This window comes from Brachybacterium sp. Z12 (genome assembly GCF_014400405.1).
Classification (GTDB): Bacteria; Actinomycetota; Actinomycetes; order Actinomycetales; family Dermabacteraceae; genus Brachybacterium.
In genome coordinates this window covers 704,119-718,542 of sequence record NZ_CP060496.1, presented here as the reverse complement: position 1 = coordinate 718,542, position 14,424 = coordinate 704,119, and the positions used below count along the sequence as shown (strand labels likewise).

General features: G+C 67.5%; 18 protein-coding genes. 7 read left to right on the top strand and 11 right to left on the bottom strand.

Features of this window, described 5'->3' with window-relative positions:
- Positions 1–9: 9 nt before the first annotated feature.
- Positions 10–1,659 (bottom strand): fucose isomerase, encoded by a 1,650-nt coding sequence (locus H3H54_RS03855; RefSeq protein WP_262425590.1) that lies wholly within the window; start codon positions 1,657–1,659, stop codon positions 10–12.
- Between the two features lie 18 nt (positions 1,660–1,677).
- Positions 1,678–2,757, bottom strand: coding sequence for a glycoside hydrolase family 172 protein (locus tag H3H54_RS03850; RefSeq protein ID WP_262425589.1), 1,080 nt, complete (start codon positions 2,755–2,757; stop codon positions 1,678–1,680).
- 667 nt (positions 2,758–3,424) lie between these two features.
- Here H3H54_RS03850 and H3H54_RS03845 point away from each other — a divergent pair.
- From H3H54_RS03845 to H3H54_RS03825, 5 genes are all read left to right on the top strand, one after another.
- Entirely contained in the window at positions 3,425–3,958 is a 534-nt protein-coding gene (locus tag H3H54_RS03845) for an extracellular solute-binding protein (protein ID WP_262425588.1), read from the top strand.
- Positions 3,955–4,485 (top strand): hypothetical protein, encoded by a 531-nt coding sequence (locus H3H54_RS03840; protein WP_262425587.1) that lies wholly within the window; start codon positions 3,955–3,957, stop codon positions 4,483–4,485. Before H3H54_RS03845 ends, H3H54_RS03840 begins: the two co-directional genes overlap by 4 nt.
- Before the next feature lie 82 nt (positions 4,486–4,567).
- Positions 4,568–5,494, top strand: a complete 927-nt coding sequence (locus H3H54_RS03835; RefSeq protein WP_262425586.1) for a carbohydrate ABC transporter permease — start codon at positions 4,568–4,570, stop codon at positions 5,492–5,494.
- A gap of 120 nt (positions 5,495–5,614) precedes the next feature.
- Positions 5,615–6,232 (top strand): carbohydrate ABC transporter permease, encoded by a 618-nt coding sequence (locus H3H54_RS03830; protein ID WP_262425585.1) that lies wholly within the window; start codon positions 5,615–5,617, stop codon positions 6,230–6,232.
- Positions 6,196–6,414, top strand: a complete 219-nt coding sequence (locus H3H54_RS03825; RefSeq protein WP_262425584.1) for a hypothetical protein — start codon at positions 6,196–6,198, stop codon at positions 6,412–6,414. Before H3H54_RS03830 ends, H3H54_RS03825 begins: the two co-directional genes overlap by 37 nt.
- Positions 6,415–6,427: 13 nt before the next feature.
- Here the strand turns inward: H3H54_RS03825 and H3H54_RS03820 are convergent, their stop codons facing one another.
- The 9 genes from H3H54_RS03820 to H3H54_RS03780 form a co-directional block, all read right to left on the bottom strand.
- Positions 6,428–6,835, bottom strand: coding sequence for a GNAT family N-acetyltransferase (locus H3H54_RS03820; RefSeq protein WP_262425583.1), 408 nt, complete (start codon positions 6,833–6,835; stop codon positions 6,428–6,430).
- Between the two features lie 53 nt (positions 6,836–6,888).
- Positions 6,889–7,104, bottom strand: a complete 216-nt coding sequence (locus H3H54_RS03815) for a DUF2945 domain-containing protein (protein ID WP_262425582.1) — start codon at positions 7,102–7,104, stop codon at positions 6,889–6,891.
- Between the two features lie 31 nt (positions 7,105–7,135).
- Positions 7,136–7,885, bottom strand: coding sequence for a family 43 glycosylhydrolase (locus tag H3H54_RS03810; protein ID WP_262426395.1), 750 nt, complete (start codon positions 7,883–7,885; stop codon positions 7,136–7,138).
- Positions 7,886–8,031: 146 nt separating this feature from the next.
- Entirely contained in the window at positions 8,032–9,186 is a 1,155-nt protein-coding gene (locus H3H54_RS03805; RefSeq protein ID WP_262425581.1) for a glycoside hydrolase family 172 protein, read from the bottom strand.
- 2 nt (positions 9,187–9,188) lie between these two features.
- Complete coding sequence (locus H3H54_RS03800) at positions 9,189–10,646, bottom strand: extracellular solute-binding protein (RefSeq protein ID WP_262425580.1); 1,458 nt, start codon at positions 10,644–10,646, stop codon at positions 9,189–9,191.
- On the bottom strand, positions 10,610–10,834 hold the full coding sequence (locus tag H3H54_RS03795; RefSeq protein WP_262425579.1) for a hypothetical protein: 225 nt from the start codon (positions 10,832–10,834) through the stop codon (positions 10,610–10,612). The genes H3H54_RS03800 and H3H54_RS03795 overlap by 37 nt, the downstream gene beginning before the upstream one ends.
- A complete protein-coding gene (locus H3H54_RS03790) occupies positions 10,804–11,607 on the bottom strand; it encodes a carbohydrate ABC transporter permease (RefSeq protein ID WP_262425578.1) in 804 nt (267 codons plus the stop codon). The genes H3H54_RS03795 and H3H54_RS03790 overlap by 31 nt, the downstream gene beginning before the upstream one ends.
- Positions 11,604–11,765: a hypothetical protein gene (locus H3H54_RS03785; protein WP_262425577.1), complete on the bottom strand. Its 162-nt coding sequence runs from the start codon at positions 11,763–11,765 to the stop codon at positions 11,604–11,606. The genes H3H54_RS03790 and H3H54_RS03785 overlap by 4 nt, the downstream gene beginning before the upstream one ends.
- A complete protein-coding gene (locus H3H54_RS03780) occupies positions 11,765–12,628 on the bottom strand; it encodes a sugar ABC transporter permease (protein WP_262425576.1) in 864 nt (287 codons plus the stop codon). The genes H3H54_RS03785 and H3H54_RS03780 overlap by 1 nt, the downstream gene beginning before the upstream one ends.
- 462 nt (positions 12,629–13,090) lie before the next feature.
- Here H3H54_RS03780 and H3H54_RS03775 point away from each other — a divergent pair, with 462 nt between their 5' ends.
- Together H3H54_RS03775 and H3H54_RS03770 are read left to right on the top strand one after the other, a co-directional pair.
- Positions 13,091–13,666 (top strand): DUF4185 domain-containing protein, encoded by a 576-nt coding sequence (locus tag H3H54_RS03775; RefSeq protein WP_262425575.1) that lies wholly within the window; start codon positions 13,091–13,093, stop codon positions 13,664–13,666.
- Positions 13,585–14,358: a DUF4185 domain-containing protein gene (locus H3H54_RS03770; protein WP_262425574.1), complete on the top strand. Its 774-nt coding sequence runs from the start codon at positions 13,585–13,587 to the stop codon at positions 14,356–14,358. Before H3H54_RS03775 ends, H3H54_RS03770 begins: the two co-directional genes overlap by 82 nt.
- Positions 14,359–14,424 lie beyond the last annotated feature (66 nt).

Sequence of the window (14,424 nt, the reverse complement as noted above, 5' to 3'; positions counted from 1 at the left end):
CTGCGCCGCTCAGGATCCGACGATCACTGCATCGCCGCAGAGGTGGACGCTCACCCCGAGGCGCTGGAACAGCGCGGCCTTCGCGGTCAGCGCACGATCGGCGGCGTCGGAGTCGTCAGCGTAGACGAGCTGGGCATGGTTGGCCTTGTGCCTGCCCATGAACTGGTCACGGCTCACGCCGTGCAGCACCACATGCGCGATCGGCCACTCGGGGTTGGTGGCCTCCTTGCGCCGACGGGTCTCCTCCTCGGGCAGCTCGACGACGCTGCCGCGGCCCAGGTCCACGTGAAGGGCGTCGTTCTCGACGTAGACGCGCGACCAGACGATCTCGCCCGGCTTGGAGACGCCGTTGATCGTGGAGCCGCCGGCCGGGAAGAACTCCGGGCCCTGGCGCCACCCCTCGGCGTCGGTGTAGCCGTTCGGGAAGTGGCTGGGCGGGACGGAGCCGGAGATCTCGTAGACCCACACGTACTGATCTTGGTACTCCTCGCCCCAGCGCACGTCGTGCAGGGTGGTGGCGGGGTCCATGCCCATCGCGTTCCAGATCCGATTGGTGACCAGGGCGTCGACCGCGACCCCCTCGTCGACCTCGTTGAAGTTCGGCAGCGCCTCACCGTCCCACAGCACGCGGGAGCCGTCTCGGCTGGTCACCGGGGGCCGCTGCACGTTGTTCAGCAGGCCCTCGACCAGGTCGGAGGCCGGGCACACATCCTTGAGCCCCTGCTGGTACTGGATGCCCACCGCATCCAGGCCGTAGTCGTCGCTGATCCGCAGCGCGGCGATGTACATCTTGTGCTGCCAGCGCAGCTGGGCCTCGGTGAGCTCGGTGGCCTCGTCGGTGCCGAGCTTGAACGTCATCCCGGCGTTCCGCAGCCAGGCACCGATCGCGTCGGCCTCCTCGTCGGGGACGGTCTGCATCTCCGCCCACAGCGCGGACTGGCTCAGCCGCTCCTTGTAGATGCCCAGCGGGTTGAGCATCTCGTCGTCGATGATCGCGTTGTACATGCCCATGCAGCCCTCGTCGAAGATGCCGATGATGGCCTTGTCCCCCATGAGCTGATCGGCGAGCGCCCGGCCGAGCTCGACCTCGGAGGTGCTGGGCAGGGCGGGCAGGGCGCGCACATGGCTCGCGTCGTGCTCGACCGTGCCGGACTCGATCCAGGTGGAGATCCCGTCGCGGAACCAGGAATCGGTGCCGTCGACGGTCCACAGCGAGGAGTACGCGCGGTTCATCTTTGTCAGCCCGCCGTTGAGGTTCAGCAGGCCCACCAGGCCCGGCCACTCGGGGGCGAAGTTCGCGATCGTGAGGATCGGCCCGCGATGGGTGCGCAGACCGGCGAGCACGTGGTGGCTGTACTGCCAGTTCGCGGTGGCCACGATCAGCGGCGCTTCGGGCGGGATCTCCTTGAACACCTCGATGCCCATGCGCTGGGAGCGGATGAAGCCGTGCCCGAGCTCGGGATCCTCCTCGAAGGCGCGCTGCACGCTCCAGCCGGTCGCGCCGACGGCGTCGCCGACGATCCGCTCGAGCTCCTGCTGGTACGGCCAGGCCGGGACGTTCGCGCTCTCGCGCAGGTCACCGCTGGGGATGAGGTAGACGGTCTTCTCCGGCGCAGGGAGCTCTTGGCGGACTTGGGGCAGCTGGTACGTGACGGTCATGGGTGTTCCCTTCGTGGATCAGTGGCGTGCGGGACCGGCGGGGCTGTGCGGTCCTGCCCCGGCGCCCAGGTGGATCTCCATCGAATCGAAGCTCGGGGACTCCGGCCGGCTGGTGACGGGACGGTCGAGGTAGAAGATCGCGGTGGAGGCGATGTCGTCGCGCAGCGGCAGGTAGCGCCAGGCGCTCTTCCAGCCGAGCGCCTGGATGTCGACGCGGGGCAGGCCGGTGCTGAAATGGATCGGGTCGGTCACGTGCCAGCGGTACATCCCGAAGCGCTGCTGGGAGAGGTACAGCCCGTCGGGCCGGATCACCTGCGGCATCCCCAGGTACGGGGTGGAGAAGGCGGTGTACCCCTCGCCGGGGACGTCGAAGTTCCAGGCCCCGCCGAAGTAGTCCTCGGTGCCGGTGCCCGCGATGGTGGGGAATTCTGTGTCGTCGTCCAGGTAGAACTTGATCTCGCCCTCGCCCCACCAACCGTTGGAGTTCACACCCCAGGCGATATAGGTGCCGACGTAATGGCCCTGGCCCTCGATGCCGTCGACGAGCACGTGCGGGGTGGCCTCGTCCAGCGGGTTCGAGCGGCGCCACTGCGCATGGAAGTAGGCGTCCTCGCTGTGGTCCCCTCCGAGCTCGTAGGTCACCTGGTAGTAGACCCGCGCGTCCTGGTCGGAGGTGTTCTCGACCGTGAGGCGGGCACCCTCACGGAACGGCATCGGCCAGTAGGAGTTGAAGCCGCCATGCGGGTTCGAGGCGATCATCTGAGAGTCGACCTGTGCAAACTTCCCCCAGCCGTTGGCGAAGAAATCCCCGTAGGGCACCTCCACGGCGGGCTCCTCAGCCCCGTCCCAGTAGGCGCGCAGCACCAGCTGGCGCCAGTGGTCGGTGTGCGTGGTGATCCAGATGTGGGTGATCACGCCGGCGGAGTCGATGTCGGCGAGGGTGAAGGTCTCCCCGCCTTCACATCGACGCTGGGCGAGACCTTCCATCCCTGGCCGAGGTCGCGGGCGGGCGGGCTCTGCGCCGGTGCCCTCGGTGGCGCGACCGCCTCCAGCGACGGAGCCGTCGAAGTTCTCGGGGCTGATGGAGCGGGTCTGCACGGGGCGCAGACGCGAGAGCGGAGAAAGGGCATGGGACGAGCTGGCAGAACGGTTCACGGAAGCACTCCCTGGAGTCGGATCAGCGTCGATTCGTTCTCGCGTCGCGGAGCGACGGTGGGGAAACGATTACTGAGACCATACGGAAGGCGCTCTGGTGCGTCAATGCGCGCTCCGCGCCCCGTAGACCGAATCGTAACCTGGAGTCGGGGTCGAGATCGTTGACACCCATCGAGGGTGGGGTTAGCTTGACGCGTAAACGATTACCAGGTTGACACATCGAAGTGCCGACCCCGATCGCTCTGAGCAGCACGCGCAGTCACATCGACAGCTCGATCTCCACCCACCGCTAGATCCCCGATGACGAGGAGCAGCACCATGAAGCGCAGAGGTTTTCTTTCCGCAGCCGCCGCCACCGCCGGCGTGGCCGGACTCGCAGCCTGCGGCAGCGGCACCCCGGCCAGAAGGCCGACGACCCGGCGGCCGCGGGCCGCACCACGGTCGAGTTCTGGGGCAACGTCTTCACCACCCCGGAGAACGCCTGGTACGAGAAGATCGTCGAGGACTTCAACGCCGCCCAGGACGAGGTCTTCATCAACTACCAGGTGGTCCCCGGCGACGCCTGGGACCAGAAGCTCAAGGCTGCGCAGGCTGCGGGCACCGCCCCGACGTGTACATCCAGGCCGGCCGCCTGGACACCGCCGCCCGCACCGGCACCCTGCTGGCGCTGGACGACCTGTTCGAGGCGGACGTGCTCGCCTCGGTCACGGACATCGCGAAGGAGGTCTCCCAGTACCAGGGCCAGTTCTACGCCTTCCCACTGCTGGTCGAGCCGCAGATGATGCTCTACTGGAACCGGGACCTGTTCGAACAGGCTGGCCTGGACCCGGACACGCCCCCGGCCTCCTGGGACCAGATGTACGACGCCTGCGAGGCTCTGGCCGGAGTGATGGGCAACGGCGAGTTCGCCCTCAACACCGCGGTGGACTCCGGCACCTTCGGCTGGACCACCGTGGCTGCGCAGCAGCACGTCGCCGGCCACCTGCCGATCTCGGACGACTGGACCTCCGCGGATGCCGAGGACGCCAAGTACGAGGAGCTCATCAACTTCTACAAGACTCTCCAGGACAACGCCTGGATCCCCGCCAGCCGCTGGGAGAAGGCAACTCCGCCCAGGCCTTCGGCGAGGGCAAGGTCGCGATGATGTCCCAGGGCTCCTGGGGCATGTCCGAGATCGCCGCCGACTACCCCGACATGGTCTCGGTGGCCGGGGTGGCGCCGTGGGTGCAGTCCGACGGCGATATGTCGCACTCGATCTCCACCATCGGCAACATGAAGTGGGTGGTCGATGCCAAGGCGAAGGAGCCCGAGGCTGCGGCGAAGTTCATCAGCTGGGCCATCGGCGGGAAGCCGGAGGTGCTCACGCCCTTCTTCGCCGACACCCAGTTCACCAAGGCTCCTGCCCGTGACGAGGTGACCGAGGTGGTCAACTCCGATCCTGCAGCCGCAGATGCGCCGTGGTCCGACGTGGTCTTCAACGATGTGGTCCCCTTCTGCATCCCCGAGGCGCAGTATCCCTGGGACGTCAACGTGGCGATGGGTGACGCGCTCCAGGCCGGCATGCTCGGCGAGAAGAGCCCTGCCGAGGCCCTGTCTGATGCGAACGCCGAGATCCAGAAGGTGATCGATCGCGAGGGACTGGCCCAGGTCCGTGCCGAGATGGACGCCTGAGCCGGACGCGACAAGGAAGGAGAGGGATGGCCATCAACACCTCCGGCACCACCGGCGGCTCCGGGGTCCCAGCACCGATGGGATGCTCGGGGTCGCCGTCGCGGCGAAACAACGCCGCCGCCGCACCGTGCACCCCAGCAGGCGCCGGGACACCGGCATGGCGTACATCATGCTGGCGCCGGTGCTCGTGCTGCTGAGTATCTTCGTCATCTGGCCTGCGATCCAGGCCGTATACCTGAGCTTCTTCGACTGGAGCTTCTATGTCGAGTCGGAGTTCGTGGGCTGGAAGAACTTCCGCAACGTGCTCATCGACCCCAGCTTCTGGGAGGCGGTGGTGCGGGGCCTGCAGTTCGTGCTGATGACCGTGCCCGTCAGCTTGGTCCTCTCCTTCCTCGTCGCGACCCTGGCGACCACTGTCTCCCAGTGGATCTCCTCAGTGCTGAAGGTCAGCATCTACATCCCCTCGGTGATCTCGGGTGTCATCGCCTCGATCACGTTCGTGATCATCTACGACTACTCCGGCGGCCTGCTCAACGCGCTGGTCAACGTCTTCGGAGCACCCAACCAGGCGTGGCTGGGCGATCCGCGCTGGGCGCTCGCGGCGATCGCGGTGCCTGCGGTCTGGCTGGGGATGGGCATCACCACCCTGATCATGATCGCGGCGATGCTCGACATCCCCGAGAGTCTCTACGAGGCGGCGCAGCTGGAAGGTGCGAACTGGTGGCAGCGGACCCGTTTCATCACCATCCCGCAGATGAAGAACGTGATCCTGTTCCTGCTGGTCACCGGGTTCGTCGGCTCCATCCAGCAGTACGAGCTGCCCCTGGTGATGACCGGTGGCGGCCCGAACGGGGCCACCGAACTGCCGAACCTCTTCATCTTCAACCACTTCCGCGGCGACGCATACGTGGGCTATTCGATCGCCGCTGCATTGCTGCTGTTCGTGGTGCTGGGCTCGATCTCCTCGGTCATCTTCCGCATCGTCAACTCCGAGAAGCTGGTGGACTGAGATGACTGTGCTCACCGACCCCCGCCCCCACACCCCCTCGGCAGCTCCGGGCACGCCTCCGGACTGCGGCGCCGAGCCCGCCGACGCCGGTTCCTGCACCCGCGCACGCTCTTGGGCCTCGTGGTCAAGGCGTTCTTCAGCGTGCTGATCGTGTTCATGGCGCTGTTCCCGCTGGCGTGGATGATCATCTCCGGATTCAAGATCCGCACCGAGGTGGTCTCCACCCCGTTCCAGTTCTTCCCCGAGGTCTGGCAGTGGCAGAACTACGCACAGATCCTCGCGGACACGGCGTTCCTGCGAACGCTGATGATCACCGGCGGAGGCGCAGTGGTGTTCACCGTCGGCTCGATCGCCGTGAACTCAATGGCGGCCTATGCCTTCGCACGTCTCGAGTTCGCAGGTAAACGCTTCGTATGGCCGTTGGTGCTGATGACGATGTTCATCCCCGGAATGACGATCCTGCTCACCAGCTTCATCGTGGTCACCAACCTGCGCATGCTCGACACCCTCGCGGTGCTGATCATCCCAGGGTTGGCTGCAGCCGGGCACATCTTCTTCGTGCGCCAGTTCTATCTGAACATCCCCTCGAGCCTCGAAGAGGCCGCGGTGATGGACGGCTGCGGAAGGTGGGGCGTGTACCTGCGGATCTTCCTGCCGCTGTCGAAGGCGCCCTTCGTGGTTGTGTGGGGATCACCAGCTTCATGGCCTACTGGAACAACTTCGTCTGGCCGGTCATGACCATCACCAGCCCTGAGCTGTACCAGGTGCAGCAGTACCTGGCAGCGTTCCGCGGCGAGCGCTCATCGGAACTGGGGCTGCTGATGGCAGGCTCCGCCTGCGCGGCGCTGCCGATCATCATCATCTTCCTCATCTTCCAGCGTCAGATCATCGCGAACATCAAGATGGCTGGCCTGAAGTGAGAGGACGATGGGCTCAGAGCCTCAGGATCCCGGCGGTGGTGCGCCGGAAGAGCCCGTCGGCCATGTAGAAGTCGCCGAGGTCGGCCTCGAAGTCGACATGGAGCCACTCGACCCGGCAGGACCGGCACTCCTCGATCGCGTGCAGCACCAGCGAGCGGCCGATGCCGGTGCCCTGGTGGCCCGGATGGACGACCACGTCGAGCAGGAAGGCGTGCCGCCCGCCGTCGGTGATGACGTTGCAGAACCCGATCAGCTCCTCACCACGGCGGGCCGTGACCCAGCCGAGGGAGTAGCGGTCGAGACGCTCTGCCCACGGCTCGACCTGGCCATCGCCGCCGAAGGCCGCCGCGTGCAGCGCGGAGACCTCCTGATCGATGATCTCCTCGCGCCAGGCGAAGCGGAGCTGCGGATGGTCGTCCATGACTGACAGTGTGCCGGGAGATGGCGCTCCCCGCGCGGGTTTCCCCGGGTTCGTCAGCTCGAGAGCTTCCTCAGGGCCGAGCCCTTGTGCGCGGCGACGTGATCGGTCTTGTCGCTGGCGATCTCGTACTGGGGCTCGTCCTCGCTCGCGCGGCGCGTGTGTCCTTTGTAGTCGAAGTCGCGGGTATGGACCTCGGTGATGGTGCCCGAGACGCGCCCGGCCTCGGAGTTCCAGCTGACATGGTCACCGACGGCGAATTTCGTGCTCATGACGGGCCTCCTCGATCGTCGTACGCCCACCCTAACCCCGGGCGGCGCCTGAGCCTCCGGGCAGGATCTGCAGCTCCCGGATGCTCAGCCCACCACGGCCCCAGCCGCCGCCGGTGATCCAGGTGCGCCCATCGCCTGGATCGGTGACGATCTCGGCGCAGTGCTCGTCGAGGTCCACGTCGACCTGCCCGGCGTCCTCGAAGCGCAGCGGATCAGTCGAGAAGTAGGCCAGGGTGCGGTCGTACTGCGTGGACTCGCACACGAACAGGATCCACCCCTCGTCCCTGCGCACCACGAACGGGGATTCTGTCGGCCCTCCGTAGGTGCCCGAGACGGTCGACTGGTACGCGACCGCGGGCTCGGACCAGGTCAGGAGGTCTTCGCTGGTGCGCACCCCCACCTGGTGGAAGCCGCCGTCGGGCGCGGAATTGCGGGTGTAGTACATCAGCCAGCGCTGGCCGTCATGGATCACCATCGGGTCGCGCGCATCGAAGCCATCCTCGAACAGGATCTGCTCGTGCGGGGTCCAGGTGAACAGGTCCTCGCTGGTCGCGAGAGTCATCCGGTAGGCGGTGTGGTCCTCGGTGCCGCCGGCGTAGAACATCCAGTACCGGCCCTCGTGGTGGATGACGTGCGGCGCCCACACATGGGTCTCGCCGAGCTCGGTGCGGGCGTGCAGCACGGAGTCGTGGATCGTCCACTGCGCGCCCTCGAGATCGTCGGCGGAGGCATGGAGGAACATCGTCTCGTCGAGCGGTGCTGCCGGTTCGGGATGCCAGATCCCGAAGACGTGCCAGCGCCCGTCGGACGCACGGATCAGGGTGTGGTCGTTGATGTACCAGGGCTCATCGACTGAGGGGAGGCATCGAGCAGGCGGCGCTTGGCGCCGGGGATCAGACGGATGGTCACGGGTCTCCTCGGGGCGGGTCAGGTGGGGTCCAGCAGGTCCCAGGTGAGCACCTGGTGAGCGGGGTCGTCGGCGAAGGGGCGATGCGGCTCCGACTGGTACCAGAAGGCGGTCGAGGCGACATCGTCGCGCAGCGGCTTGTAGCGCACCAGGTCGTCGACCGGGCGCTGGAATCCCAGCGCCTGCACGCTCACCCGGATCCGCTCGCGGAACCGGATCGGGTCGGGGATGTGCCAGCGGTACATCCCGAACCGCTGCTGGGAGGCGTAGAACCCATCAGGACGGTGCACCTCGGGCATCCCCAGGTACGGGGTGGAGTACTCGGCGTACTGCCCTTGAGGGTCCTCGAAAGCCCAGGCCCCGCCCACGTAGTCCTCGGTGCCGGTGCCGCAGATGGTGGGGAAGATGGTCGGCGCCGTGGCACCCTCGCCGCCCTCCCCAGGGCCGACGCCCGCGAGGTCGTCGTCGAGGTAGAACTTCACCTCCCCTTCGCCCCACCAGCCGGATTGGTGGGATTCCCAGGCCAGATAGGTGCCCACGTAATGGCCCTGGCCGGCCACGGCATCGAGGATCACGTGCGGGCTCATCTCGTCCATCGGGTCTGAGCGTCGCCACTGGGCGTGCAGGTAGGCGGCCCGTTCGGGCACGTCCTCCTGCGACCAGGTGACCTGGTAGAAGAACCCTTCGATCGTGGCAGTGGACAGGTTCTCCACCTCGAAGCGGGCCCGGCGGCGGAACGGCATCCGCCAGTACGAGTTCAGCCCTCCGGCGGGCGCCACGGTCACCGGTATCGAGGTGACCGGCACGTACCGGGACCAGCCCTGGCAGAAGAAGTCGCCCAGCGGCACCTCGATCGAGGGCTCCTCCTCCTCGTCCCAGAACACGCGCAGCACTATCGAGCGCTGGTGCTGGGGCAGGACGGTGATCCAGATGTGCTGGACCACGCCCGGCCCCTCGATCTCGGCGAAGGTGCGCCGGGAGCGGCCCTCCAGGTCGATGGTGGGCGACTTCTTCCAGCCCACGGGCAGCTCGCGCGAGGCCCAGGCGGTGGAGTGGTCGCCGCGCGCAGCGCGTCCCCCACCGCCCGGGCGGCCATCGCGATTCTCCGCGCTGATCGAGAAGGTCCGAGCCTCGCTGAGCAGGGCGAGGTCAGCGAGGCCTGCAGTCTGCGACACCGTCATTCCCCGTTCTCGCGGGCCTTGAGCGCCTCCTCGAACTCCGTGCGCATGTCGTCGCCGCCGCGGGAGCGCCACTGCTCGAGGTAGACCTCCAGATCGGTCAGCGGCCGGTTGCCGACGATGATCTGGTTGACGTAGCTCTCGAACAGCTCGTCCAGCTGCGGCTGCGCACGGGTGGCCGCATCGGAGAACAGTCCCGCGCAGGGGTCCATCTCCGAGTTGTTCACGTACTGCTCGTTGATGGTGATCGCGTCCTGCGCCCCGGCGAAGTCGTAGACCACCGGGGCCAGGCCGTAGGTGAGCTGCGCGGCCTCGGGCTGGAAGCTGGTGCCCTCCACCGGCGTCGGCTCCCCTCCGCCGCTGCGCGTGAAGTAGTCGCCCTCGGCGCCGTGATGCAGGAAGTAGTGCTCCTCGCTGCCGAAGGGGGCGCGCAGGTAGTTGCAGTAGTCCAGCAGCATCTTCAGCCTCTCCTCGTCCTCGGCGGCCTGCGAGGAGATCCCCACTCGGGCGAAGACCCCGGTGGAACGGCCGAACAGGCCCGCACCGTCGCCCTCGTGGTGGGGCGGGACGAACGGGGCCCAGCTGTCCGGAGACTCCTGCAGCGCGTCGTAGTACACCCCGGGGTTGAACCAGTTCGCGGTCGCGATCCAGGAGATGCCCACCGTCCCGGCGGGGATCATCGAGAGGGTCTGACCGACGTTCGCGTCCAGCGACAGGGCGTCGGGGTGGAAGGCTCCCTCCTCCCACAGCTCGGTCATGAACTGCACCGCCGCCGCGAACTCCTCGGTCTCCTGGTGATAGGTGAGGGAGCCGTTCTCGTAGCGCCAGCCGATCGGCACATGGAACATGGCGTTGGCCGCGATCATCGCGGTGCCCGGGGCGTCCGCCAGGCCGTAGCGGCCGTCGACGCCCATCTTGGAGAAGGAGGCGAACAGCTCCTTGAACTCCTCGGCATCCGCGGGCGGATCCGGGTAGCCGTTCTCCTCCGCCCAATCCTGGCGGTAGCGGAACTCGTTGTTGTAGGCGGGCAGGTCGATCGGGAAGCCGACGATCTTGCCGTCGTAGGCGACGTAGCGCCACTGGTCCTCGCGGATGTTGGCGAGGTTAGGCCATTCGTCGATCGCGTCGCCGGCCAGCAGCGGGCTGAGATCCGCGAACGCCCCGTCACGGATCGCGCGGGCGGACTGCGCGGTGTCCAGCAGCTGCACGATGTCGGGCAGATCGCCGCCGGCCAACAGGGTGGCCAGGCGCTCGTCGTAGTTCCCGGCCGGGGCGATCTGCGGCTGGTAGTCGACGTTGAGGGTCTCGTTGTAGGACTGCCAGAACATGTTCTCCGCGAGCGGCGGCGCGGGGGCATCCCAGCTGATCTTGAACTCGGTGAGGACACCGCCGTCTCCCGGCGGGGCGTCGACGGTCCTGATCAGCTCGGCGGGGAGCTTCTCGTAGCCGGGCGGCACCCCTCCACGTCGGAGATGATCGCGCCGTCGACCTCGGGCGGCGGGGTGTGGTTCGGCAGCTCGAGGCCGGTGGCGTTGTCGATGGCGACGCCGCTTCCGGGCGTCTCGCCCGAACATGCGGCGAGGGCGGCGAGCGGGGCGATGCCGCCCGCGGCCATCAGGGATCGGCGGGTGAAGCGATGGGACATGGTCTCCTCCTTGAGACGGTGCCTGCTGAATGGTTCGGGCCGAGGCGCTCAGCCCTTGATCGCGCCGGTGAGCACCCCTTGGTGAAGAAGCGCTGGGCGAAGGGGTAGACGCACAGGATCGGCAGGGTGGCCAGCACCACGATCGCCATCTGGATGGCCTGCGGGGTCACCGAGCCGGCGGCGTTGGGGTTCTCGATGTTGCTGATCGGCGAGCCCTGCACCGCGTAGGTGTTCAGGACCAGCTGGATCGGCCACTTCGAGGTGTCCTGGATGTAGATCAGGGCGTTGAAGAACGCGTTCCAGTAGCCCACGGCGTAGAACAGGGCGATCACGGCGATCACCGCCTTGGACAGCGGCAGCATGATCCGGAGGAACACCTGGCCGTCGCTCGCACCATCGATGCGGGCGGAGTCGGTGAGCTCGGCCGGGATCTGCATGAAGAAGTTCCGCACCACCAGCATGTTGAAGGCGCTGATCAGGCCGGGCAGGATCAGCGACCAGTAGGAGTTCAGCAGTCCCAGCTCCTTGACCAGGATGAAGTTGGGGATCAGCCCGGCACCGAACAGCATCGTGAACAGCACCACGTACAGCACGCCCTTGGAGCCGGGGATGTCCTTGGTGCGGGTGAGCCCGAAGGCGAGCGTGGTGGTGAAAGCGACCGACAGCACGGTTCCCACGAAGGTGATCCCGATCGAGACCATCAGCGCGCGGGGGATGATCCGGCCGGCCAGCACGGAGCGGTAGGCGTCCAGCGTCCAGTCGGTGGGGATCAACCCGAAGCGCAGCGTCTCCCCGGCGGGGTGACCGAGGCGAGGATGACGTACGCGAAGGGGTAGAGCATCAGCGTCACGATGATCGCGATCGCGAGCATCTTCGCGGCCCGCACCAGCGGGCTGGGCTTCTCCATCCACGGAGCACGTGAGGCAGCCATCAGAACAGTCCGTCCGTTCCCAGTCGCTTGGCGAGCCGGTTGGCGCCGAGCACCATCACCGTGCCGACCACGCCCTTGATCAGCCCCACCGCGGTGGAGACTCCCCAGTCACCGCCGGCGATGCCGCGGAAGTACACGAAGGTGTCGATCACCTGCGCGGCTCCGGCGCCGACGGCGGGCTGCTGCAGCAGCAGCTGTTCGAAGCCGACGGTGAGCACGCTGCCCAGCTGCAGGATCAGCAGCATCACCGTCACCGGCAGCAGGCCGGGCAGGGTCACGTGCCAGATGCGGCGCCAGGAGCCGGCACCGTCCACCGCAGCGGATTCGTAGAGCTCGGCGGAGATGGTGGAGATCGCGGCGAAGAAGATGATGGTCCCCCAGCCGACGTCCTTCCAGACCACCTGGAGCACCACCAGCACCTTGAAGAACGAGGGGTCGCTCATCAGGTTGACGTTCTCGATGCCCAGCAGGGACAGGCCGTTGGCCAGGGAGCCGGCGCCGCCGAGCACCTGCTGCCACAGCGCGATGACGATCACCCAGCTGAGGAAGTGCGGCAGATAGACGATGGTCTGGATCCAGCGCTTGAGCCGCTCCGAGAGCAGGGAGTTGAGGAAGATCGCCAGCGCGATCGGCGCCGGGAAGGCGAAGGCGAGCTGCAAGAACGAGATGATCAGCGTGTTGGTGATCGCGTTCAGGATCTCCGGGTCCCGAATGATCGAGGTGAAGTTCTGCAGTCCCACCCAGCGCGAGCCGGTGACCCCGAGGTACGGGGAGTAGTCCTGGAACGCGATCACATTGCCCAGCAGCGGCACGTAGTGGAACAGGACGAAGAAGATCAGCCCCGGCAGGATGAAGGCGTACATCCAGGGGTGGTGACGGATCGCGGTCAGCAGCCGGCGCCCGAACGGAGCAGCCGTCTTGGTCTCACCGGAAGCGCCCGCGGCCGCTGCCCTCGACCGACTTCGCAGGGTCCTGGCCGAGAACGGCCCGAGCCCTAGCGGGCTCGGTGGGCGCTTCGCCCTGGGAATAGCTCGGGTCGCTCACGATCGGCACTCCATTGCGTCGATAATCGATTTCTCATCGCGGGCCCACCGTAGGCGAGATGAGGGGCCTGGTAAACCCCTATCGAGAAGTCGTTGACGGGTGTCGCAGAGGTGGCGGCCGGAACGCGCGCCGCCGAACGCGCTCTGACCTGGATTGTTGTTTGATGCGCCCGGAGGAAACTGGCTTGCCGACCGCCGGGTAGACGCGCCTTCGACGCAATGGAGCGTCAGTAAACGATTGCCGACCGGCCCGTCTCGTGCTTACTGTGGGACCGCAATGTCGTGACCCGCACCACAGCCGATGGAGACTCCGATGCGCCCGACGAACCCCGTTCCGACCACCCCTCCCCCGCCACCCCGACTGATGTCGATGCCGACGTCTCCCGTTCGGGATTCCTGCACGGCGGCGCTCTCGCCCTGGGCGCCGGCGCCCTGGGGGCCGCGCTCGCCACAGGCGTCTCGGCCCAGGCCGCACCCGCCGGCGGCAAGGGTCGTCCCGGCCGTGGCGTGGGCCGCGGCGTCGACCCCAACCCGGACTACCACCGCCCGGAGATCACCCGCCTGGCGACGGTCACCGGCCCCGGCATCACCACCCGCTTCCGGATGGATGCCACCGATCTGGGCGCACCTGCCGTCACGCCCGACGGACGGATCCTGGTGATCTTCGGCGACACCTTCGAGGAGCCCGCCGTGGGCGACAGCTGGTGGCGCTCCCCGTCGGCCTCTACGCCGATCCGAAGCGCAAGCTCAAACACGGCCTGGAGTGGATCAGCGCTGTGGGCGGCGAGACCGCCGAGGAGCTGGTCGAGTACCCGCACGACAGCGATCCGGTCTCCACCATCCTGCCCGGTGACGTGATCACCATCGGCGACACCATGTACCTGTGGATGATGCTCAACCACGGCTTCGGGAACGTCGGCTCCACCGAGATCTGGACCTCGACCGACTCCGGGGAGACCTGGGAGCGGACCGCGGAGATGTTCGCCGGCGACCACCTGGACGGCTTCTCCCAGCAGTGCACCTGGGCCCTCCACCCCACCGACGGCTACGTGTACCTGCTGACCACCGGCTTCCAGCGCGACAAGGAGGCCATCCTGCAGCGCGTGAAGCAGGACGCGGTGCTGGATCCCGGCGCGTACGAGACCTGGGGCGCGACCGGCGAGGGCGAGGACCAGCAGTGGGCCTGGGGCAATGACCCCACCCCGGTGGTCGGCGGCCAGGTGGGCGAGATGTGCCTGCGGATCGTGGACGGCGCCTGGGTGCTGACCTGGTTCAACGCGGGCCTGTACCGGGCCGATGTGCTGATCGCGGACTCGCCCACCGAGATCCAGAGCCCCCGCCTCGCGGAGACGCTCCTGTGGGGTTGCAACTGGGGCCAGGAGGACGACGAGCGCGTGGCCCAGCTGTACGGCCCCTACGTGCTGCCCGGCTCGACCCTGGATGATCTGCACCTGCTGTGCTCGCAGTGGAACACCGGCGAGGGCTGGCCGTACCACGTGCAGCAGTACCGGGTCGAAGGGCTGCGCCGGGCGATGGAGCCACGGGGCTGACCCGCCCCATGCGACGGACGGCGCCCGGCAGGGAGAGCTCCCTGCCGGCGCCGTCGCGTATGGACG